This window comes from Mycolicibacterium sp. 624, assembly GCF_040548615.1.
In the GTDB taxonomy this organism is placed as follows: Bacteria; Actinomycetota; Actinomycetes; order Mycobacteriales; family Mycobacteriaceae; genus Mycobacterium.
Genome location: NZ_JBEPRZ010000003.1, coordinates 541,848 through 562,678, shown reverse-complemented (window position 1 = coordinate 562,678; position 20,831 = coordinate 541,848). Strand labels below are relative to the sequence as shown.

The window sequence follows — 20,831 nt, the reverse complement described above, 5'->3', positions numbered from 1 at the left end:
ATAGATGGTTGCGATCAAGGCGATCCACGACTGGCTTGGAACCTCCGGTGACGTGGTGTCATGGCATCCGTCGCCTGCCAGTGCGGCAAAGGTGGCCAAGGCTCCCGTCAGCAACGTGCCGGTCAGCTACCAACAGGCTCAGCACCTTCGGGGATACCGAAGCCACCTTGCGGGTGGGACCGACATGGCCCGGCTCAACATTCCGGCGTGGGATCTGCCGGGGCAGTGCGACATTCGCGCGATGACCCACGTCATCAATGCCTATGTCCGTCGCCACGACACCTACCACAGCTGGTTCGAGTTGACCGACGCCGATGACGTCGTGCGGCACACCGTGACCAACCCGAAGGACATCGCGTTCGTTGCCACCAAGCACGGTGAGATGTCGGCGACGCAGTGGCGCGAGCACGTCCTGGACACGAAGGATCCGCTGCAGTGGGATTGCTTCTCGTTCGGGGTCATTCAGCGCGCAGACCACTTCACGTTCTACATCAGCGTCGACCACGTCCACACCGATGCCATGTTCATGGGCATTGTGCTGCTCGAGATCCACATGATGTATGCGGCATTGGCAAGTGGCGCAGCGCCGATCCCGTTGCCCGCTGCGGGCAGCTATGCCGACTACTGCGTGCGCCAGCACGAGCAGTTGTCCGCTTTGACCCTGGACTCTCCCGAGGTACGGGAGTGGATTGCGTTCGCGGAGCGCAATGACGGCACGCTGCCGCATTTCCCGCTGCCGCTGGGCGATCCGCCGTGGTCGGTCTCCGGAGATCTGATCACCGTGCGGCTGATGGACAAGCAGCAGTCGGAGCGGTTCGAGGCGGCGTGCACCGCTGCTGGGGCGCGATTCCTCGGAGGCGTCTTCGCCGCCGCGGCGGTGGCCCAGTACGAATTGACGGGGAGCGCCGACTACCACGTCATCACCCCGACCACGGGTAGGCAGACGCCTGCGGAGTTCCAGACGACCGGCTGGTTCACCGGTGTGGTGCCGGTCAGCGTGGACGTTGACCCGTCGTCGTTCGGTGCGACCGCACGGCTGGCGCAGGAGTCGTTCGACAACCGGCTGCATGTCGCCTCCGTCCCGTTCGACCGCGTCCTCGAGGTGGCGGACGGCGCCATGGGCCTGCGGAAGCCGGACCCGGGTGTGCCGATGGTGTCCTATCTCGACGCCGGCCTACCGCCGCTGTCGGCGAGCATCATCGCCGAGTGGGAACGGATGAACGGCAAGGTCTACAGCGACGCGCGATCCGCCTACCAAATCGGGCTGTGGGTCAATCGCGGTGAGCGGGAGACCTCGATCACCGTGGCGTTCCCGAACAATCCGATCGCCCGTGAGTCGATCGAGCGCTACCTCGCCGCGATGACCGCGGTGTACCTGCGGGTCGCCGACGGCGTCACCGCCGGGAACTCGCGCGGTCATGTCGGCCACGGAGAGACCGTGCGCCACAACGGTGTCCGTGATCGCGACCGGGAGTCGCTGTTGCCGCTGGCCAAGGGCTGATCCATGGTGTCGATCCAGACGCCGCCCGCGACCGACCGCCCACTCGACTTCGTCGACCAGGCGCTGTTCCTTGGGCTGCGGGCGACGGGCCAGGCCGCGGCCATGCAGATGGTGTGGATCTACGACCACCCCGTCGACATGGATGGAGTGCGGCGCTTTCACGACAACTTCGGGTACGGGTTGGCGGGCAGGCTGATCGAACCGTCGGCGCTGCCCTTCGGTCGGCACAGATGGGTCTCCGCACCGGGTCCTGCGGCGCCGCTGCTGGTCGAGTCGCAGCCCCGCCCGCGCGCCGAGCTCAGCGACTGGCTCGATGAACACGTCCAGCTCCCCATCGACCCCGAGTTCGGCCCCGGGTGGCATATGGGCGTGCTGCCGCTGACCGACGGATCAACGGTGATCAGTCTCGTCGGCTCGCACTGCCTGGGTGACGGGGGAGCCGCCCTGCTCACCGTGTTCGAAGCCGTTGGTGGACATCGCCGGGATCTCGGTTATCGAGCGCCCCGGTCGCGTACGCGACGCCAGGCACTGCTGGCCGACGCTCGTCAGACCATGAGCGACCTGCCCGAACTGGGCCGCACGCTCGTCGCGGCCGTGAAGTTCCTGAGTCGCAAGCGTCGGGAGCGGCCCGCCGCGGCAAAACGCGGACCGATCCGGCTCGAGGGTGTCGATCTGGACGCGACGGTGGTGGCACCCGCCGTGTCGGCCTTCGTCGACATCGAGGAGTGGGATGCGCGCGCGGCCGCCCTTGGCGGCAACAGTCATTCGCTGCTCGCCGGGCTGGCTGGCCGGCTGGCGGTTTGCCAGGGCCGTGAACTCGCCGCCGACGGAACGGCGGGCCTGATCGTGCCGATCAACGACCGCACGCTGGAGGACGACCGCGCCAACGCCGTCACCCTGGCCTACGTCAGGGTCGATCCGACCGACGTGACAAAGGACTTGTCCGGCACCCGCACCGCGATCCGCGAGGCGCTGAAGGTGATGAGGGAGCAGCCCGATGAGACGTTCGAGCTGCTGCCGCTGACGCCATTCATTCCGAAGGTTGCGGTACGGCAGACCGCGGACCTGGCGTTCGGGTTCACCGCACAGCCAGTGTCGTGTTCGAATGTCGGAGACCTCCCCATTGAGGTGGCATGCCCGGACGGGACTCAGGCCGCGCACGTCATGTTGCGGGGTGTGGATCGTCAGATCACCCGCAGGGTGCTCGAGGAGCGCAACGGTCTGCTGACCGTCGTGGGGGGTCGCATCGGCGGCCAGGTCACCATCACCGTCGTCGGCTATCAACCCGGTCGCGAGAACACCAAAGCTGGCCTGCGCGAGCGTCTCGCTGCGACATTGGCGGAGTTCGAGCTGACCGGCGCGATTGTATGAGCTCTGAGCAGTCCAGGGGCATCTCTGCTCCTCACGTCCGCAGTGACGTCCTCGCGTACATCGACCAGGCGACGTACTTGACATGGCACGCCACGGGGCGTTCCCAGGTGATGCAGTTTGTCTGGGTCTACGAGCGTCCGGTCGACATGGAGGCTTTGCGGCGTTTTCACGCCAATATCGGCTATGCGTTTGCCGGACGGTTGATCGAGCGGTCGGTGCTGCCGTTCGGACGGCACCGATGGGTCGCCGCCACCGGTCCCGCGGCGCCACTGGACGTCGCGGGCGTCCGACCACCGAGCGAACTCAGCGATTGGATCGAAGAACGCTCACAGGTTCGTGTCGACCCGGTGCAGGGACCAGGCTGGCATCTCGGAGTGCTGCCGATGAGCGATGGTACGAACGCCGTCACCCTGGTGTTCTCGCACTGCCTGCTCGACGGTGGCGCAGCTCTGCGTGTCGTGGCCGAGGCAGTCACCGGCAACACCAGCGACTTCGGGTACCGGCTGCCGAAATCACGAAAGAGGTTGGCAGCACTGGCTTCTGACACGCGTCAGGTGATTCGCGACCTGCCGGAGTTCGGTCGCACGGTGGTCCACGCCGTGAAGTATGCCTATCGCCGCCGCGGCGAGATCTCGTCGTCGGGTGCGTCCCGGCCGCCTGCGACCCAGGCGGTCGACTGCCAGGTGGTCCTTCCGGCGGTGTCGGCGATTATCGACGTGGCGGACTGGGACGCTCGCGCGAAGAGCCTTGGCGGAAACACCTATTCACTGCTGGCCGGGATCTCGTCACTGCTGGGAACACGGCTGGGACGGGTCAGCCCCGACGACGGCTCGGTGACCCTGCTGATCGCGATAAGCGATCGTGAAGGCGTCGAGGATCGGCGTGGGAACGCGATGAAGATCGCGACGGCAACCGTCGACCCAGCGTCGGTGACGACCGATCTGACGGCGACGCGGTCGGCGGTCAGGACGGCTCTCGGCGAGGTTCGTGACGGGCCCGACGACACGCACGCCCTGCTGCCGGTGACGCCGTACGTCCCGAGGCGTGCGGTCGGGCGCACAGCCGATCTGGTCTTCGGTGACCTGCCGGTTTCCTGTTCCAACGTCGGCGTCGTACCTGCGGAGATCGCGCACCCCGACGGAACCGATGCGGACTATGTAATGTTCCGACCCCCGGACCAGAACGTGTGGCGCAATGCGCTCGAGCGCGTCGGGGGACAACTGGTGGTAGTGGCCGGAGAGGTCGTGGGGACGGTGTCGATCGGTGTCGTCGGCTACGAGGTCGGCGCTGCGAATACTCGCGAGTGGTTGGCCGATCAGCTGGTGGCAACCCTGGACGACTTCGACCTCAAGGCAACCATCATCTAGGTGAGCTAGGCGGTCGAGGCCACCCGGCCTCGGCGGGCGGCCGCCTCGAGCAGATCGGCTGTCGCCGCGGCGCTCTGCTCAGGTGGCGTCATCCGTGCTGCGGCCTCGCGTGCGCGTTTCTGGTACTCCGGGGTCAGTGCGGTGCGCAGCGCCTTCGTCAGTGATCGTTTGGATGTGCGCGAGAAGCGCTGGGCCACACCGACCTTGAGACGGTTGATCCGCGAGGCCCAGACCGGCTGGTCGGCTCCGACCCACAGCACCACGGTCGGAACACCGGATCGCACACTGGCGGCGACCGTGCCGGCACCGCCGTGGTGGACCACCGCCCGGCAGGCCGGAAAGACTGTGGAGTGGTTTACCGGGCCGACCAGTTTGACGCGGTCGTTTGCTGCTACGTCATCGACGTCCCACACCCCGGTGCTGATCAGGGCCCGCTCGCCGAGGTCAGCGCACACCGAGGTGATCATCGCGATGGCGTCTGCGGGGGAGTCGACCGGCATGCTGCCGAAGCCGAAATAGATTGGTGGCGTGCCTGCTGCGATCCAGGCCGCCAACTCGTCGTCGGCCGCCGTGGGCAATTGCAGGGATAGCGACCCGACGAGCGGCCGGGTGCCGTGCCACTCCTCGGTCAGGCCGGGATAGAACACCTTGTCGTAGGCCTGGATCTCGAGCGCCCCGCCCTCGACTATGCGCCGGATCGCGCGAACCTTGGCCTGCGGCAGGCCAAGCACGCGTCGCTGGTCATCCTCCGCCTTGCGCATAACCTTCCAGTGCACCCACTCGACCAGTGACCACCCGGTGTGCAGCACCGGTGTGGGTAGCCGAACGGGCAGCATCTCGCTGTTCACACGGCAGGGGAAGTAGTGCAGCGCCGCAAGCGGAATGTGCTGCGCCTCTGCGACGTTGGCCGCGACCTCCTGGTAGGTCGTGCCCGTAAGGATCAGGTCGGCGTCGGTGGCCAGGCTCGTCAGAGTCTCACTCATCTCGGCCCAGCCCTGGGTGACGTACTCGCGGCTACGGCGCACCACTGTCATCGGATTCTGGAGCTTCCACCAGTCCCGAAAGATGTCTGCGTCCAACTGTTTCTGGGAGTCCACGCCGTACTCTGCGGCAGTTCCGAGGCCAGCCGCCGCGACGAAGTCGAGCAGATTGGGTGGCACCGCCATACGCACCTGGTGTCCTCGGCGCAACAGTTCCCGCGCGACAGCTGCGCAGGGCTCGACATCGCCCCTGGTGCCGTGGACGGCGATCGCGAACGTCAGCGGCGCCTCTCCCGTGGACGGCGGGGCAACCGCAGCCGAATTCGCCGATTGGTATGAAAGGTCATTGTTTTCAGACGAACTCTCGGCTTTTGGTGCAGGCACACACGATTACAGCACGTGACGCACTTTACGCGTTGCTCAGGTTGCACCCGACCGGCAAACACAGAGGCCCCGAAGGTTGCTGGCCGGTGTAACCTCACATGGTGTTCAGCCGCGCCGACGTCCGTGGCGTCTCGGTGCATGGCATTTTCGAAGCGCTGGGACGCTTCGTGGTTCGGCGTCCCGTCGCGATCCTCGCGTTCTGGGTGGCGCTGGCGGGCGTGCTGTTCCTCTTGATCAGCCCGCTGGCCGTGGTGGCGCAGAAGAACCCGCCCCCGCTCCTGCCCGAGGGCTCGCAGATGCTGGCGTCGACCGCGCTGATGAAGTCGGCGTTCAAAGAGGCTGATGGTGGCAACGTCGCCGTCGTCGTGTTGTCGAACGAGAACGGTCTGGACTCGGCCGACGAGGATGTGTACCGACGGCTGGTGGAGCAGCTGGGCGCTGACACCACCAATGTGAAGTCCACTCAGAACTTCGTGGCCATCCCCGAACTTCGCAAGGCGATGACCAGCGAGGACGGCAAGGCTTGGACGCTCCCGATCAGCCTGGCCGGGACCATGGGCACCGGGACGGGCCAGAGGGCGTACCGGAGCGCGATCAAGGTGGTCGAGGAGGCGACGGCCGGCGCAACGCTGGACGTCAACGTGGTGGGTGGGGCCGCGACGTTCGAAGATCTCAACAAGATCGGTGCTCGTGACCAGCTGATCATCGAGGTCTCCACGGTCGTCACCATCCTGACGATCCTGATCATCGTCTACCGCAACCTCGTGGCGATGTTGATGCCGTTGATCACCATCGGTATCTCGATGGCCGTCGCGCAGCAGGTCGTCGCCGGTATGGGCGAACTCGGGCTACCACTGGGTCCGCAGACCATGATTCTGATGACCGGCATGATGATGGGCGCAGGGGTCGACTACGCGGTGTTCCTGTTCAGTCGATATCAGGAGTGCCTGCGCAACGGCATGAGCTCCGACGACGCCGTGGTCACCTCGATCGCGACGATCGGCGAGGTGATCACGGGGTCCGCAGCGACCGTCGCGGTGACGTTCATGGGGCTGTCCTTCGCCTCGCTCGGCGTGTTCCTCACCGTGGGCCCCTCGCTGGCCGTGACCATCGCCATCGCGGTCCTGGGGGCGCTGACCATCCTGCCTTCGCTGATGGTGCTCGCCGGGCGACGTGGCTGGGTCAAGGTCCGCAAGGACCTCACCGGGCGATTCTGGCGGAGGTCTGCGGTGCACATCGTGCGCCGACCGAAGATCCATCTCGCCGGGAGCCTGGCAGTGTTGCTGGCGTTGGCGGGGTGTGCCGCGTTTGTGAAGTACAACTACGACGACCGCCAGAACCTGCCGGCAGATGCCGAGAGCAATCAGGGCTACGACGCGCTCACCAAGCACTTCCCGGTCAGTTCCACGATGCAGCAGTTCATCATGGTGCACGCGCCTGACGTGGACCTACGGTCTCCCAAGTCGTTGGCCGATCTGGAGCAGATGGCGCAGCGAATCAGCCAGGTGCCCGGAATCGACCTCGTGCGTGGCATCACCAGGCCGACCGGCGAGATGCTGCAGGAGGCGAAGTCGACCTACCAGGCCGGCGAGGTGGGAACCAAGCTGGGCGACGCGTCTGGCCTGATCGAGAGCAACAACAGCAACCTCGACGCGTTGACCAACGGCGCACATCAGATGGCCGACGTGCACAACCAGATCAGGACGCAGCTGATTGGCTCGATGGGGTCGATCCGCGAAGTGGTCAGCGGATTGATCGCGATCAAGGAGGCCATGGGCGAGGACGTCACCTTTGACCAACTCGAAAAGGAAGCCGGCATCGTCGCCAACATGCACACCGTTGGCGATTCGCTCGGAGGCAGCCTCGAGCAGGTGACAGAGGCCTATCGCTCATCGAAGTCGATGCTCTTGGTGCTGAACAACAGCGTGGCGTGCAACATCGATCCCGCGTGCGTGGCGTCCCGCGCAGAACTGCAGCGCAGGGTCGAGGGCTACAACGAGGCGGACATCGCCTATCTGGAGGCGCTCAGCCGCGGCCTCAAGGAGACCAAGGGCACCGACCGTGTCGACAACGTGATCCGCAAGGTCGGGTTGAACGTCGAGCGGGCGCTCGCTGGACTGCAGGCGCTGGGCATCGAGAACGAGGCCGATCTCGACCGCAAGCTCGGGGAACTGCGCTCGAACGTGGACAAGCTCGCCGATTCGAGCAAGCAGCTCGCCGACGGCGTGCAGTTGCTCGTGGATCAAACCCGCAATATCGGTGGCGGCCTCGATCAGGCGTCCAGCTTCCTGTTGGCGATGAAGCGCGACGCCTCTGACCCGGCTATGTCCGGTTTCTACATTCCGCCGCAAATCCTCGACCAGAAGGAGTTCAAGAAGGCCGCCCAGCTGTTCGTCTCCGAGGACGGCCACACGGTCAGGTATCTGGTCCAGACGGCGCTGAACCCGTTCGGCGTGGAGGCGATGGACCAGGTCGATGACATCATCGACGCCGCGGAGAGCGCGCGGCCGAATACCAGTCTGGCCAATGCGCAGATCAGCATGGTCGGGTTCTCGGCGTTCAACAATGACATCCGCAACCACTACAACGCAGACCTGATCTACATCATCGTCATGACTCTTGTCGTGGTGTTCCTGATTCTCGCGCTCATCCTGCGGGCGGTTGTCGCCCCGATCTATCTGATGCTCTCGGTGGTGTTGTCCTTTGTCTCTGCAATGGGTCTTGGAGTTCTGTTCTTCCAGGTCCTCTTAGGCGAGGATATTTACTGGAGTGTGGCGGGAATGGCATTTCTCGTCCTGGTCGCGGTAGGGGCCGATTACAATCTTTTGCTGATATCGCGAATACGCGACGAGGCGAAACTCGGTGTGCCCTCGGCGGTGATCAAGACGGTGGGCGCGACGGGTGGCGTGATCACGTCGGCGGGTCTGATCTTCGCGGCCTCGATGCTCGCGTTGACGGTCAGCAGCCTCGCCACGGTGGTTCAGATGGGCTTCGTCATCGGCGTGGGCCTGCTGCTGGACACCTTCATCGTGCGCACCATCACCGTGCCCGCTATGGCTGTGCTCGCCGGTGACAAGAACTGGTGGCCGTCGAAGACACCGAGGCAGCTGCTTGAGGCCGTCCGGCGCAGTGCAGCCGAACGCAAGGCCGCCGAGGCGGCCGACGCGGAGTGGTTCGACGACCATGGCGACGAGGACACCGGCCCCATCCTGCAGCGTCGTGACTCCGATGACACCGATGACTTCGAGGAAGACCTCGATGACGACAACGGGTACGCGACGGCGGTGCGTACGGCCAGCACGGTGACGCTGGCATGGGGCGATAAAGACAGCTAGCGATCGCGGGACCGATCCGGCGGCTCGGCCGGCCCTGGCGTGTCGGCGGATCAGCTCGCCAGTCTTGTCGGCCCGGCTTCGCCGTAACTGCGCCTGCTGGTGAGAAACGATGATCGATCACGTGGCTACCGCGCGCATTTTCCACGGTACTGAGTCAATTCAATTGTGGCACCCGTGGAGCACGTCTTCCATGCATTATTTGCTAGAAAGCAATGGTTCATAGCGTCCCGGAATTCGGGGAACTGTCCTCCTGAACTGGACTGCAAGTGGTTGGCCTGTTCGCTATTGTTGGCCGGTGTCCGGAGACGAAAATCGGCCACCACCACGGTCGTTCCCGCATTCACAACGCGTCGGTTCGACCCGGTCTGCTAACGCGGAGAGCAGTCGCTGGTGTTTCATCAACCGATATGCGGTATGGAGGCCGGGCACGTGACGCTAAACACCGGCGTGTATCCGACATCGTTTTTCGGGCGGTGCAGGGCTCTGGCCGAATTCGCGATGCTGTGGCCGCGACTCGTGCTAACAAATCACCGGTCGAAGGCGCCAATCGTCGGCGTCGGCGACGCCAACGTGTCATTGACGACTTATGGCAGACGGATCGCCACGGTGTGGAAAACCATCGAGACGATCGGAAGCGGTACGGTTCGGCCGCGTCGCCTGATCCTGTGGCTCGATGACGCCGAAACGGTGGCGGATCCGCCTGCATCTCTCAGACGCTTACAGGCGCGAGGGCTGGAGATCCGGCTCTGCCACGACTACGGACCTCACAAGAAGTACTTTCCGTACGTCCAGGAGATTCTCCAACGGGAACCCGACAGCACGCTGGTAACGGTTGACGACGACGCCTACTACCCGCCGACGTGGCTTGAGGAATTGCTTGCGGCGCACCAACCGAACGAGGTCACCGCGTTTCGTGCCCGAATCCGGGGCGAAGGACCGTACGGCACGTGGCCGGTCTGCTCCACCACTGAGCCATCTCCGCGAGTATTCGCTACTGGCGTCTCCGGGGTTGCCTATCCACCACAATTGCTCCGTACGCTCAAGGACCGCGGCGACGAGTTCACGAGAGTGTGTCCGCGGGCCGATGACTTCTGGTTGCACTATGCAGCTGTGGCGACAGACGTCCCAATACGGCAGGTTCGTGATACACCCGCTCTTTGGTGGGAAATGCCGGTCGCAGCCAGTCGCGGACTCTGGGATCGGAAGGGGACAGCCAACGATGCCATCGCAGACAAGGCCGAGAACGCCTGGCTTGGTAAGAGTGCGCAGGTTCAGTTCCCCGGTCCGCTAGTCAACGCTGAGGCGAGGTCGCAGTCAGTGTCACCCTGAGCTGCCGCGATTGCCGCTCAATACGGCAAACGTTTGATTGTGCATAGTTGGGCACACTCATTTCCGCCTCACTATGACCAATCGCCATTTCCGATGTTCAAAGGTGTTGTGGTACAGGGTGGTAGAAGCGGAGCGTGAGGTAATGTTCGAGCCAAAGCCCACTTCGCCCAAATATTGTGGTGGAAGCAATCTGCGGCCTATTACTGCTAATGAGAAACGAGGATAGCGAGTGGCCGAGAGTGAATTGGCTGGTGGGCGGTCTGGATTCAGGAATCTCCTCGTTAGGCTGAAGACCTCGCTGGGCGGTGGGCCTAAGTTCGACAATTCGGCCGACTACTGGGAGAACCGGTACAGGTCGGGTGGGAATTCTGGTGCAGGTTCCTACAACCGGTTGGCTGCCTTCAAGGCGGAAGTGCTGAACGACTTTGTAGCGTCCAACAGCATCGGCAACGTCATCGAGTTCGGGGTGGGTGACGGTGCCCAACTGCGGCTCGCGAATTATCCCAGCTACATCGGTGTGGACGTGTCTGAGACCGTTGTCAAAGCGACCCGAGCTAGATTCTCCGCCGATCAATCCGTAGAGATTCTGCATACCTCAGAGGTGCCGGCCCAGTATCGGGCCGATCTCGCTTTGTCGCTTGATGTGATCTACCACTTGGTGGAGGACGAGACATTTGATGGCTACATGCGGCAGTTGTTTGCCGCCGCCAGGAAGCACGTCATTGTCTATGCGAGCGATTTCGATTCCGATTGGCCAAACCCACACGTTCGGCACCGGAAGTTCACGCGGTGGGTGGAATCCAACCAGGCGGATTTCGCACTGACGAAGACGATCGAGAACCGCTATCCGTATTCCGGGAAGGATCCGGATAACACCAGTTTTGCCAACTTCTACATCTTCTCGAAGCTGGGGACCTAGCTCAGGGGTCGGGAACCCGCTATAGGCAGCATCGGCAGCGTGGTGGAAACGCACTGCGTGGCTATCGTGCTGTGGCCGTGTCCGTTGGATAGGGTTCGCCGGTGGGAGGGGATCACGTCAGCCGTGCGTCGGCCTGGCGACATCAATGCGTTGCGATGCGGTGTGATGTACTTAGCTACGACGAATCAGCGTCTCCAGCAAACTCGCCATCGGTGGCGTGGGGTCGCCACACAGCAGACACCAGGGAAGGGGAGAGTGCATTGGCGGGCAGACTTGACTCGGCCGTGAGTGACACCGTCGCCATGATCAAGGGTGAGGCCAGCGTCGATCCCGTCGCGATCGCCCGCAGTGTGCCCGGGCTCCCCTTGACTGTTGCCTCTGCTGCGAGTTCTCGATCCCTCCCGCGAATGACCCCTCCGTGGTCGAACCCCACGGGCAGAGCCTGGAGTTGCGCCACATGAGAATGAGCGTGATTGGAACGGGCTACCTGGGCGCCGTTCACGCCGCCTGCATGGCGCACATTGGGCACGAGGTCGTCGCGTACGACACCGATGCGTCGAAGATCGCCACGCTTTCTGCAGGCACCTCGCCGTTTTACGAACCGGGGTTCGACGATCTGCTCGCCGACGTGCTCGGCACCGGTCGGCTCCGATTCACCCAGTCCGTGCAAGAAGCGGTGTCCGGTGCATCGGTGCACTTCGTCTGTGTCGGAACCCCGCAGTTGGCAGGCTCTGATGCGGCCGATATCCAGTACGTCGACAGCGCTTTTCGGTCGGTAGCCGCCAACGCGGATCGCGATGGACTGATCGTCGGGAAGTCGACGGTTCCGGTGGGTACCGCCCAGCGCCTCGTCACCGAGGTGGCAAGTGCGCCGTCACCACATCGCCTGGAAGTCGCGTGGAATCCAGAGTTCCTCAGAGAGGGAAAGGCGATCGAGGACACTCTCCAGCCCGATCGCCTGGTGTTCGGTGTCACCTCCGAGTATGCGGAGAAGACCCTGCAGGAGGTGTACGACACCATCATCGATGCCGGGACCCCGCACCTGACAGCAGACCTTCCGACGTCGGAGTTGGTGAAGGTGGCTGCCAATGCCTTTCTGGCAACCAAGATCTCGTTCATCAATGCGATGGCGGAGGTCTGCGAGATCGTCGACGCCGACGTGGCGATGCTCAGCCGTGCGCTGGGCTACGACGACCGCATCGGCAAGCGATTCCTCAACGCGGGCCTGGGCTTCGGCGGGGGATGCCTGCCAAAGGACATCCGCGCGTTCAGCGCAAGAGCCGGCGAGCTGGGTGCCTCAGATGCGCTCAGATTCCTGCACGAGGTCGACAAGATCAACCTCCGCCGGCGCGAGAAGGCTGTCGCGGTGGCGCGGGCAGTCATCGGTGGAGACTTCCTCGGCAAGAGCATCGCCGTCCTGGGCGCCGCCTTCAAACCGAACAGCGATGACGTTCGTGATTCGCCGGCATTGAATGTGGCTGCCGCAATGCATTTGAAGGGCGCCGACGTGCGCGTCCACGACCCGAAGGCAATCGAGAACGCCAAGGCACGGTTCCCGACGCTCGGCTACTTTGACAGCGCCGCGGACGCGTGCCGCAACGCGGACCTGATTGTGCTGGCCACCGAATGGGATGAGTACTGCAGCATCGACCCCGTGTCCTTCCGGTCGGTCGTCAGGGAGCCACGCCTGCTAGACACACGGAACGCGATCGACCGTGAGTACTGGTCCGGCGCCGGGTGGCAGGTGTACACCCTCGGCAGAGGCGGACTCAACGTCTGATCCGCAGGCAGTCCGGTCGATTTGGTTACAGAGGAGGTTGATTCATGGCGGGGCAGGCGATTGAGGTAATCATTCCGGTCCGGGACATGGCCGACCACTTGCCGAAGCTGCTCCAGCCGTTACTCGACCAACTCGCCGATGGCGATCGGGTCACTGTCGTCAACGACGCCTCCACCGACGAGACCGAAGCGGTGGCGCGTTCATTGGGCGCCAATGTCGTCACCGTGACCAACAGCCGAGGTCCGTACTACGCACGGCAACTCGCCGCCAGCAGATCCGCTGCCGACACTCTGTTGTTCATTGACGGCCGTTGCCGCCCACTGCCGGGTCTGCTCGACGCGCATCGCGAACTCCAGCGACAACCGGGAGTCGCGTTGTCCTGCACCAATGTCCGCACGGTGTCCGGGCCGACCCTTGCCGCGCGCATGGCGTCCAAGATGCAGCCATTCATGCTGCCCCGCGGGGGAGGGGCGATGAAGGCCACGATCGGGATGGTGCCGCCCAAACCGGACTATTACCCCACCGCCAATCTCGGTATCGACAGGACCGCGTTCGCGAAGGTGGGCGGATTCAGGGCGATGCGCGGCGGTGGCGACCTCGATATCTGCTGGCGGATCCAGGAACAGTCGCTCGGCACGATAGCGACCGATACGCGGGTGCTGATGGAGTGGGAGCCCCGAGCTTCGATGCGGGACATGGGCAGCCAGTGGAAGCGCTACGGACACAGCAATGCATATCTGCGCTGGGCGCACCAGAACGAGAGCGAGAATGACGGCGAGCACTCGCCGCCACGACACTCGCCGGTCGAGGCCTGGGCAACGCTGCGCGCCGAATTGCGGCGGCCGGCCGCCGAACTGGCCGCCAACGCAGTGGTTGGCCTGGCGTTCCAATACGGCTTCGTTTCGGCGTGGTTGAAGCGCTCGGAGTTCACGATGCCGGCCAAGTTCGAGGTGGTCCCCGATACGGGCTCCGTGTAGGGGACACGGGATGTGTGGTCAGCCGGCAACCTGACCTGACGGCTAGCCGTCGACCTTGCCACCTTCGACCGCAGCCCGGTACCCGCGCAGGGTGACCGGCACGAACAGGGCGCCGATCACAACAGCCCACAGCACCGTCAGCAGGATTGGCAGCCACACCTCGCCGCCGGAGGACAGCGCGCGCATGGCCGCCGCCGCCGGTGCGACCGGCTGGTAGTCGGCGAGGGGGCGCAGCAGCGCCGGAACCTTTTCAGACGGGATGAGCGTCGCAAAGGCCAGGCCCGTAACAGCTGTGTTGGTCCACATCAGGATGATCCGGCCCTGCGGGCGCAGCGCAAGGGTTATCACGATGGTCGCGAAAACGACGACGACGACGACCGGGATCAGCAGATAGACCAGCATCTCGATCCAGCCGCCCGCGAACTGGAAACCCATCGCGTAGCCCATCGCCACGACGAGCGCCGATGCGGCGAAGGTGCGCACGGCCTCGGCCAGTAGTGCGCCGGCCAGCGGAGACGTCCGGTGAACCGGCATGATCCACAGCCGGGTGAGCAGACCGCTGTCCCGGTCGTACGGCACCGAGAGGCCCGCGCCGATGGCGCCGGCCATGGCGCCCGCCAGGAGGCAAACCGGGATCAACTGATCCAACCCGCTGTTACCGGTGACGCGGACCATCGACTTGCCGACCAGCAGGCCGTAGATGATGAGCAGCCCGGCGGGAAACATCAGTGCCTGCAGTGGAACCATCGGGTACCGACGCCACTGAATGAAGAGCCGGCCTGCGAAGATCCAGCTCTCTGCGATGAGCGAATGTTGCTGTTGTGACGTTGACTTCACGATGGCCGTCCCTGAAGTCGAACGGCGATTGTGCCGAACAGCAGCAGCAGTCCAAAACACCACGCGAGGCTGGTGAGGACATTGCCCGTCTCAACGTGGCCGATGGTGAATCCGCGCAGTGTCTCGGTGATCTGCGAGATCGGCTGGTGGCGCACGAAACCATGCAGCCACTCCGGAAATGCATCGACAGGTGCCAGCCCGGTCGACAACACGACGAGGAGCAACTGCGGGACCAATAACAACTGGCTGGCCACCTCGGTCCGTCCGGCCTTGTTACCAGTCGCGTCCGCGCCCAGTGACAGTGCCAGGGTCAGCGTCAGCGCCATTAGGACAAAGGCTGCGGCATAACCGAATCCGCTGGTCACCCGAAACCCGAACAGATACGCGCCCAGGACCGACGCGGCCACCGCCAACACGCCGCGGATCAGGCAGTAGGCCATGCGGGCCATCAGCGGTGTGTAGGGCGAGATGGGCAACGTGCGCATCCGATAGCTGAGTCCGCTGATCTTGTCCCAGGCCGCCCGATCGGTGGTGGTGAGTGCACCGAACAACATCGCCTGAACGACCATGGCGGGCAGAACGTACTGTGCGTAGCTCATCTCGCCAGTGGCGATGACGTCACGTAGCAGGAACGTCAGACCGACCAGCCCGATAATCGGTACCACCACGGCGAAGATGAGATCCAGCCGACCGCGCTGCACAGTGCGGGCAGTCAGGAGCGCAAATGCCGTCACTGCGAGGTGACCGGGGTGGTGAGATGCAGAAACACCTCATCGAGCGACGGGCGGCGCAGCGATATGTCGAGGAGTTCGACGCCGAGTTCGTCCATCCGCCGGAACACCTCGGAAAGCGTCGCGACACCCTGCGGGGCGGGTACCGAGACGGAGCTGGTGTCGGCGTCCACCTCGACCTCTTGGAAGTCGGCCAGCGCGGCCGCGATTCGCGGGAGATCCTCGGAATTCAGCGCGGTCATCTGGCAGTAGCTGCTACCGGTCTGGCGCTTTAGTTCGTCGGCGGTACCGCTCGCCACGATCTGGCCGTGGTTGAGGATGACGATGGAGTCGCTGAGGATATCGGCCTCCTCCAGATACTGGGTCGTCAACAGGACGGTGATGTCCTGAGCCGCCATGGAGGACACCAGATTCCAGACGTCGCGCCGGCTGCGGGGATCAAGTCCGGTGGTGGGCTCATCGAGGAACAGCACCTTTGGCGGCACCACGAGGGACACCGCAATGTCGATGCGCCGCCGCATACCACCCGAGTACCCGCTGACTTGCCGGTCGGCAGCATGGGCCATGTCGAATTGCTGGATCAGCTCCTCGGCGCGGCTGCGTGCCGCGCTGCGGCGCAGGCCGCGCAGTCGGCCGAAGAACACCAGATTCTCCCGGCCGGTCATCCGAAGATCGAGTGCCGCGTCCTGCCCGGTCACGCCGATATTGCGGCGTACCTGGGTGGGCTGGCGAGCGACGTCGTAGCCAGCCACGATGGCCTGACCGGAGGTCGGCCGCATCAACGTCGACAGGATGTTCACGGTCGTGGTTTTGCCGGCCCCGTTGTGTCCCAGCAACGCACACACCGAGCCGGTAGGAACCGAGAAGCTCACGTCGCGCAGCGCGGGAACACTCTGGCCGAATGTCTTGGCGACGTTGATGAGCTCGATCACGGAGTCACACGATACAGAGCGTTGGGCGACATTTACCCGGCACGTGATGGCATGCGAGCAAAGTCTGGTGACGGGGGCTTCGACGACTCACGCCGTCACGCGTCCATCCGGACGAACCCGCCCTGCCGGTACTGCTCCACGCATGCCTGCCTGCGGATCTTGCCGCTCGTGGTGATCGGAATCGATCCACGCGCGACCAGCACGAGGTCGGCCGCGGTGATCCCGTGGGCCTGTGAGATCGCGGACGTGATCTCACTCCGCACGGTGGTCAACCGCTCCTGCGTCTCCTCCGGAGTCGCGCGGGGTTTCATCTCGACGATCGCCACCAGTTGTTCGGTGGTGTCGTCCTCAACCGAGATGGCGGCCACCCGGCCACCGGAGACGGCGCCCACGGTCGCCTCGATATCGTCGGGGTAGTGGTTGCGGCCGCGCACGATCAGCAGATCCTTGATTCGACCGATGATGAACAGCTCACCGTCGTCAATGAACCCCAAATCGCCTGTGCGCAACCACTTCACCGTGTCGTCAGCGGCATCCGCGAGCACGCCGCCAAACGTGTGGGCGGTCTCATCGGGCTTGTTCCAGTACCCGGCGCACACGTTGTCGCCGAGCACCCAGATCTCGCCGATAGTCGACGCGGGCGTCTCGAGTCGGGTGTCCGGGTCGACGATCAGCACCTGCGGTGACTGCGGTGCGCCATAGCTGATCAGCGAGGTTCCCGTGGTGCTGCGCTTGGCCATTCCGGCCGTGAGCTTCTCGGTGTCGAAGGTCACTACCGTGGGCGGCTCGCCCGCTTCGTGCGTCGCGACGTACAGCGTCGCCTCGGCGAGGCCGAAGGAGGGGCGGATGACCTTGCCTGCGAAGTTGAACTTCGCGAACCGCTGCATGAACCGCTTCACCGTGACGGGCTGGACACGCTCCGCTCCCGACATGATCGCCAAGATCCCACCGAGGTCGAGGCCGGCCATGTCGTCGTCGGTGGTGCGGGCCGAGGCGAGGTCGAGCGCGAAGTTCGGCGCGGCGGTCAGGGTGTGTGGACGCTTGGCCAGCTGCTGCATCCATCGGGCCGGCCGCTGCAGGAAGGCGATGGGGCTCATCACCACCGAATGCCACCCACCCAGGATGGGTGCGCAGATGCCGAGCATCAGTCCCATGTCGTGATAGAAGGGCAGCCACGACACCGTGGTGGTTCCGGGCGGACCCACCTTGCCGTGTTCGCTCAGCAGCGCCGAGACCTCTTGTTCGAAGTTCGCGAACAGGTTGCGCTGCGACACCATCACACCGGCGGGTGTGCGGGTTGATCCCGAGGTGTACTGCAGATAGGCAGTGGCAGGTGGGGTTTCGCGCCGTGACGTCGATCGCTTGCGCACGGTGAGATCCAGACGGTCGATCTCGAGCACTGTCGGGGCGGACTGGCCGTCCTGAGCCGTCGCGTACGGGGCGACCGCGGCGGCGGTATCCGCCGTCGTGAGGATCACGGTGGGGCGGGCGTCGCGCACCACGGCTGCAGCCCGCTCATCATGCGCGCCCAGGGTCGGGGTCGACAGTGGCACCGCGATGACATTGGCCTCGAACGAGGCGAGGAAGCCAAGGATGTAGGACATGTTCTGCGGCGCGAGGATGACGACGCGGTCGCCGATCTGCGCGTGCTCGCGGATCTCGGCCGCCAGGGCAACCACCCGCTGCTGGAGCTGGGCCCAGGTCAGCTGCTCCTCGACACCTTCCCATTCCTGCTCATAGTCGATGAACGTGAATGCGATGTCGTTCGGCTGCAGGCTGGCTCGCTCGCGAAGAATCGCGGGAATCGACGAGTCGAGCATGGACTTGCCCCCTCTACGGCGGGTACTAAAGCGTTGGATCGAGCTTAAGAAATGAAAGCACGCGATGCGCATCATAGCGAAACCGACTAAGAGGCCGGGTGTTAGCTGTGGCGTTTTCAGCGAAACCGTTGACGGGTGTTTCGATGGGGTCCGCCGGGTCGTTGTCATTCACCAAAACCCGATACCTTTGGAACGAAATGCGCTTCTTCTGACGTTCAGCACCGCTATGAACTGGCCTTCGGTGCATTCTTCGCTGCCGCGGCGTGGGTCAGGTGAAACTCCGCGAAATTAGCCAGAGCTGGCGGTGGGGGATCGAGGTGGCAGAATTGCTCGGCCGGGTGTGACGAACCTCAATAGACGGAGGCGCCACTGCGCGACTAGTCGATGCCGATCGCACCACCGTGGGGTCCGGCAGCGCCCTGTGTCGCGAAGTCGAGTTTGACCGCGACGATCGCGCTGTCGGGCCAGACGGTCCGCGTGCGGATCCGGCGGGCCTTCACGCGCAGTGGGAGGGCATCCTCAGAACTCTTGACGCCGGGAACCTTGATCAGTGGCATCAGATTGTATTGCCACCCGTAGCGTCGATGGAGCGCGCGGTTGGCCGCTTCGGCGTCCTCACCGGTCAGGATCGATGCCTCACCGGAGACGGTGACGGGCTTAGGCGCGTAGCGGCCGCGATAGTCGCACGGCCAGATCTCGACGCGCGGGTCCGCGGCGATGCGACGCGTCTTGGGGCCCACTTTGGTGCGGAACACGAGGGTGTCGCCGTCGAGTTCGAACCAGATCGGGGTGTCGACTGGATCGCCGTTGCGGCGGTAGGTCCGCAACTGTGCGTACCGGACTGTTTCGAGGGCGGTGCGGAGCTCGTGAAGGGTCATGTCCCCATTTAATGACTTCGAGTTGACTCGAGGTCAAGCTGCATCGAGGATGTCGAGATGAGCATGTCCATAGGCGAGGTCGCCCGGCGCTCCGGTGTGGCCGCCACGACACTGCGGTTCTACGAGGACGAGGGGCTGCTGCGCACCCCGGACCGCGTCGGCGGTCGGAGGCGTTATGCGGAGTCCGTCCTGACTCGCCTCGAGGTGATCGGGCTGTGCAAGGCCGCTGGCTTCAGCCTCGACGAGATCGGGGTACTCCTGGCCGACGACGTGCCCGGCCGGCCGGCCAGCCACTCGTTGGCCGAGAGCAAGTTGATCGATATCGACCGTCAGATGGCGACGTTGCAGCGGGCCAGGGAGATCATCGAGTGGGCGATGACGTGTGAGTGTGTCTCGGTCGACGCGTGTGACTGTGGCACACACGTGCTCAGTGATCAGCCTTCTTGAACCACTTGGTCTTGGTGCGCCAGGAGTAGGCCGACGTCAGTGCGAAGCCCGCACCACACATACATGCGAAGAGCCACACCAGGGTGCCGTTCTCGATGGGTTGCAGCGAGGGGATCAATGCGGTGGTGATTCGCACGACGCACGCCGCGATACCGCTGAACGACGCGACCAGGTAGATATTGGCGATCGTTCGCGACCGCGGGTCCTTGCGGAGGATGAGAAGGGCGCGTGAGCCGTAGCCGAGCAGGTAGATCAGCGTGGTGCAGAGGATCAGCCAGTACATGGTGAGCCAGAAGTCGGTGTGCAGCTGGAAGAAGTCCGCCGCGTAGATGTGTGCGCCGTTGCCCATGGTGAACGTGGCCAGGAGCAGCGGGATGCACAGTGTGGCGGGCCGCTCGACGTACTGCTTGAAGGCGAGTTGCATGGCGTGGTCGTCCTGGAGGCGACCCAACGCGTTGTAGACGATGGCCGAGGCGGCCACGACGTACAGATCGTGGCCGATGTAGTCCTCGAGGTTCCACTTGCCGGTCAGGGCATGTAGCCAGACGCCGAGTGTCTCGGATGCGAAGGGCGACATCAGCAGCACCGTGGCGCCCTGCAGGGCGATGTTCAGGGTTGCGGCAACTTCCCATCGGCACGACCAAGTGACACGGCGAATCCACAAGCTCCACGCGATGCAGACAAGCGTGATCACGATGAGCACTGCCAGCGCCATGGCCGTTGCCTCCGAGTTAAAGATTCGTCAGCAAATGGTACTGCCTAAAGCGGCGGAGCGTCTTCACGTGGCGCCAATTCCGACAACTTGGCGCGACGAATGGTTCGCAGTTCGGTAGCGGGGTCGGCGGCCGTTGCGACGGAAACGGGGGAGGACTCGAGGTAGCTCCAGACCTCTTCGCGGCTCATCAGCCCGAATCGAACCTGCAGGTCGGGGTAGCTGAGGTCGAATCGGTCGCAGACGTGCCGCAGTTCCTCGGCGTTCGGGTAGTCCGATTCCTTGATTCGTCGGTAATAGGTGCTGCTTGAGGTGCCAAGCGCGTCGTAGATCGCCTTGGCGTCGACATCGCCGTCGAGGAGGTAATCGAGCAGGGCTTTGAGCTGTCTACCGTTCTCGTCTGTCCGCGGCATCGATACACCATAGCGGGCTTCTCGGTATTGGGCAGTGCGTACCGGAAACTGGATTGGTTGCTCGTTATTGACAGTGGCGTCACAGTTTTGAATGACGTCTCCCATTTCTGGGACTCCC

17 protein-coding genes are annotated in these 20,831 nt (G+C 64.1%); 9 read left to right on the top strand and 8 right to left on the bottom strand.

The genetic code is table 11. The annotated features are described in order from the left end of the window. Positions 1-4 precede the first annotated feature (4 nt). The 3 genes from ABIA65_RS15565 (at position 5) to ABIA65_RS15555 (ending at position 4,239) form a co-directional block, all read left to right on the top strand. Complete coding sequence (locus ABIA65_RS15565; protein WP_241399116.1) at positions 5-1,501, top strand: condensation domain-containing protein; 1,497 nt, start codon at positions 5-7, stop codon at positions 1,499-1,501. 3 nt (positions 1,502-1,504) lie between these two features. Next, positions 1,505-2,872, top strand: a complete 1,368-nt coding sequence (locus tag ABIA65_RS15560) for a hypothetical protein (RefSeq protein WP_354524107.1) — start codon at positions 1,505-1,507, stop codon at positions 2,870-2,872. Positions 2,873-2,982: 110 nt separating this feature from the next. Next, a complete protein-coding gene (locus ABIA65_RS15555) occupies positions 2,983-4,239 on the top strand; it encodes a hypothetical protein (protein ID WP_354524106.1) in 1,257 nt (418 codons plus the stop codon). A gap of 5 nt (positions 4,240-4,244) precedes the next feature. Here the strand turns inward: ABIA65_RS15555 and ABIA65_RS15550 are convergent, their stop codons facing one another. Further along, positions 4,245-5,501, bottom strand: a complete 1,257-nt coding sequence (locus ABIA65_RS15550) for a glycosyltransferase (RefSeq protein ID WP_354524231.1) — start codon at positions 5,499-5,501, stop codon at positions 4,245-4,247. A gap of 203 nt (positions 5,502-5,704) precedes the next feature. Here ABIA65_RS15550 and ABIA65_RS15545 point away from each other — a divergent pair, with 203 nt between their 5' ends. The 5 genes from ABIA65_RS15545 (at position 5,705) to ABIA65_RS15525 (ending at position 13,943) form a co-directional block, all read left to right on the top strand. Continuing rightward, positions 5,705-8,938, top strand: coding sequence for an MMPL/RND family transporter (locus ABIA65_RS15545; protein WP_354524105.1), 3,234 nt, complete (start codon positions 5,705-5,707; stop codon positions 8,936-8,938). Positions 8,939-9,352: 414 nt separating this feature from the next. Continuing rightward, positions 9,353-10,267 carry a hypothetical protein gene (locus ABIA65_RS15540; protein ID WP_354524104.1) on the top strand — a complete coding sequence of 305 codons (915 nt, stop codon included), beginning with the start codon at positions 9,353-9,355 and terminating at the stop codon, positions 10,265-10,267. A gap of 229 nt (positions 10,268-10,496) precedes the next feature. Next, positions 10,497-11,186, top strand: a complete 690-nt coding sequence (locus ABIA65_RS15535) for a methyltransferase domain-containing protein (protein ID WP_241399111.1) — start codon at positions 10,497-10,499, stop codon at positions 11,184-11,186. A 457-nt stretch (positions 11,187-11,643) separates the two neighbouring features. Then, positions 11,644-12,966 (top strand): UDP-glucose dehydrogenase family protein, encoded by a 1,323-nt coding sequence (locus ABIA65_RS15530; protein ID WP_241405677.1) that lies wholly within the window; start codon positions 11,644-11,646, stop codon positions 12,964-12,966. Between the two features lie 44 nt (positions 12,967-13,010). After that, positions 13,011-13,943 carry a glycosyltransferase family 2 protein gene (locus ABIA65_RS15525; RefSeq protein WP_354524103.1) on the top strand — a complete coding sequence of 311 codons (933 nt, stop codon included), beginning with the start codon at positions 13,011-13,013 and terminating at the stop codon, positions 13,941-13,943. 42 nt (positions 13,944-13,985) lie between these two features. Here ABIA65_RS15525 and ABIA65_RS15520 read toward each other — a convergent pair whose 3' ends face one another. From ABIA65_RS15520 to ABIA65_RS15500, 5 genes are all read right to left on the bottom strand, one after another. Then, positions 13,986-14,780: an ABC-2 transporter permease gene (locus ABIA65_RS15520; RefSeq protein ID WP_241399109.1), complete on the bottom strand. Its 795-nt coding sequence runs from the start codon at positions 14,778-14,780 to the stop codon at positions 13,986-13,988. Continuing rightward, the gene (locus ABIA65_RS15515) at positions 14,777-15,514 is read right to left on the bottom strand and encodes an ABC transporter permease (RefSeq protein ID WP_241399108.1); all 738 of its coding nucleotides are present in this window, start codon (positions 15,512-15,514) and stop codon (positions 14,777-14,779) included. The genes ABIA65_RS15520 and ABIA65_RS15515 overlap by 4 nt, the downstream gene beginning before the upstream one ends. After that, the gene (locus ABIA65_RS15510; protein ID WP_241399107.1) at positions 15,511-16,443 is read right to left on the bottom strand and encodes an efflux ABC transporter ATPase subunit, DrrA-related; all 933 of its coding nucleotides are present in this window, start codon (positions 16,441-16,443) and stop codon (positions 15,511-15,513) included. Before ABIA65_RS15510 ends, ABIA65_RS15515 begins: the two co-directional genes overlap by 4 nt. Positions 16,444-16,538: 95 nt before the next feature. After that, a complete protein-coding gene (locus ABIA65_RS15505) occupies positions 16,539-18,263 on the bottom strand; it encodes an AMP-binding protein (protein ID WP_354524102.1) in 1,725 nt (574 codons plus the stop codon). 377 nt (positions 18,264-18,640) lie between these two features. Next, positions 18,641-19,141: a PPOX class F420-dependent oxidoreductase gene (locus tag ABIA65_RS15500; protein ID WP_354524101.1), complete on the bottom strand. Its 501-nt coding sequence runs from the start codon at positions 19,139-19,141 to the stop codon at positions 18,641-18,643. 57 nt (positions 19,142-19,198) lie between these two features. Between ABIA65_RS15500 and ABIA65_RS15495 the strand changes: the two genes are divergently transcribed. Beyond that, entirely contained in the window at positions 19,199-19,588 is a 390-nt protein-coding gene (locus ABIA65_RS15495) for a MerR family transcriptional regulator (protein WP_354524100.1), read from the top strand. On the opposite strand, the gene ABIA65_RS15490 is transcribed toward ABIA65_RS15495, so the two are convergent. Together ABIA65_RS15490 and ABIA65_RS15485 are read right to left on the bottom strand one after the other, a co-directional pair. Next, positions 19,569-20,303: a hypothetical protein gene (locus ABIA65_RS15490; protein ID WP_241399103.1), complete on the bottom strand. Its 735-nt coding sequence runs from the start codon at positions 20,301-20,303 to the stop codon at positions 19,569-19,571. The genes ABIA65_RS15495 and ABIA65_RS15490 overlap by 20 nt on opposite strands. 44 nt (positions 20,304-20,347) lie before the next feature. Continuing rightward, positions 20,348-20,713, bottom strand: a complete 366-nt coding sequence (locus ABIA65_RS15485; RefSeq protein WP_241399102.1) for an XRE family transcriptional regulator — start codon at positions 20,711-20,713, stop codon at positions 20,348-20,350. Positions 20,714-20,831: the final 118 nt, after the last annotated feature.

Bases quoted from the DNA above. Each gene is read 5' to 3' on its own strand.
- ABIA65_RS15485 (WP_241399102.1), bottom strand. From the start codon at position 20,713: ATGCCGCGGACAGACGAGAACGGTAGACAGCTCAAAGCCCTGCTCGAT.
- ABIA65_RS15540 (WP_354524104.1), top strand. From the start codon at position 9,353: ATGGAGGCCGGGCACGTGACGCTAAACACCGGCGTGTATCCGACATCG.
- ABIA65_RS15530 (WP_241405677.1), top strand. From the start codon at position 11,644: ATGAGAATGAGCGTGATTGGAACGGGCTACCTGGGCGCCGTTCACGCC.
- ABIA65_RS15560 (WP_354524107.1), top strand. From the start codon at position 1,505: ATGGTGTCGATCCAGACGCCGCCCGCGACCGACCGCCCACTCGACTTC.
- ABIA65_RS15555 (WP_354524106.1), top strand. From the start codon at position 2,983: ATGCAGTTTGTCTGGGTCTACGAGCGTCCGGTCGACATGGAGGCTTTG.
- ABIA65_RS15525 (WP_354524103.1), top strand. From the start codon at position 13,011: ATGGCGGGGCAGGCGATTGAGGTAATCATTCCGGTCCGGGACATGGCC.
- ABIA65_RS15500 (WP_354524101.1), bottom strand. From the start codon at position 19,141: ATGACCCTTCACGAGCTCCGCACCGCCCTCGAAACAGTCCGGTACGCA.
- ABIA65_RS15495 (WP_354524100.1), top strand. From the start codon at position 19,199: ATGAGCATGTCCATAGGCGAGGTCGCCCGGCGCTCCGGTGTGGCCGCC.
- ABIA65_RS15490 (WP_241399103.1), bottom strand. From the start codon at position 20,303: ATGGCGCTGGCAGTGCTCATCGTGATCACGCTTGTCTGCATCGCGTGG.
- ABIA65_RS15505 (WP_354524102.1), bottom strand. From the start codon at position 18,263: ATGCTCGACTCGTCGATTCCCGCGATTCTTCGCGAGCGAGCCAGCCTG.
- ABIA65_RS15565 (WP_241399116.1), top strand. From the start codon at position 5: ATGGTTGCGATCAAGGCGATCCACGACTGGCTTGGAACCTCCGGTGAC.